Below are 316 nucleotides of genomic sequence, written 5' to 3' on the forward strand. Positions count from 1 at the left end.
GCCGGGTCTTGTTGCCCTTGCCGGTGACCTCCAGCCACCAGCGCTCGATGCCCTGGGCATCGCGCCGGCAGAAGAAGTCCCCCATCGCAGTGCCGGTGACTTCGGCTGCCGTAGAGCGAAGCGATTGTGCAGTCGGTTGGCCATCGATATCTCAGGCCAGTTAGCAATGGCGGTGGCACTTTTACTTATTTACACCACACGGTGGGCGACGGAACTGCCGGGGGTAGAAGACTCCTAACCCTTGTGCGCGGTTCTCAGCGCTCGCAAGATCGCCACCTCCGCGCCCGGTGCGAGCAGCATGTCCTTCGACAGCACG

Annotated in this window: 1 pseudogene; it reads right to left on the bottom strand. The window is 62.7% G+C overall.

The features are described from left to right. A pseudogene (locus tag J8I82_RS38990) lies at window positions 1–109 on the bottom strand (integrase); the annotation flags it as partial. Window positions 110–316: the final 207 nt, after the last annotated feature.

This window comes from Cupriavidus consociatus (assembly GCF_017814975.1).
GTDB lineage: Bacteria > Pseudomonadota > Gammaproteobacteria > Burkholderiales > Burkholderiaceae > Cupriavidus > Cupriavidus consociatus.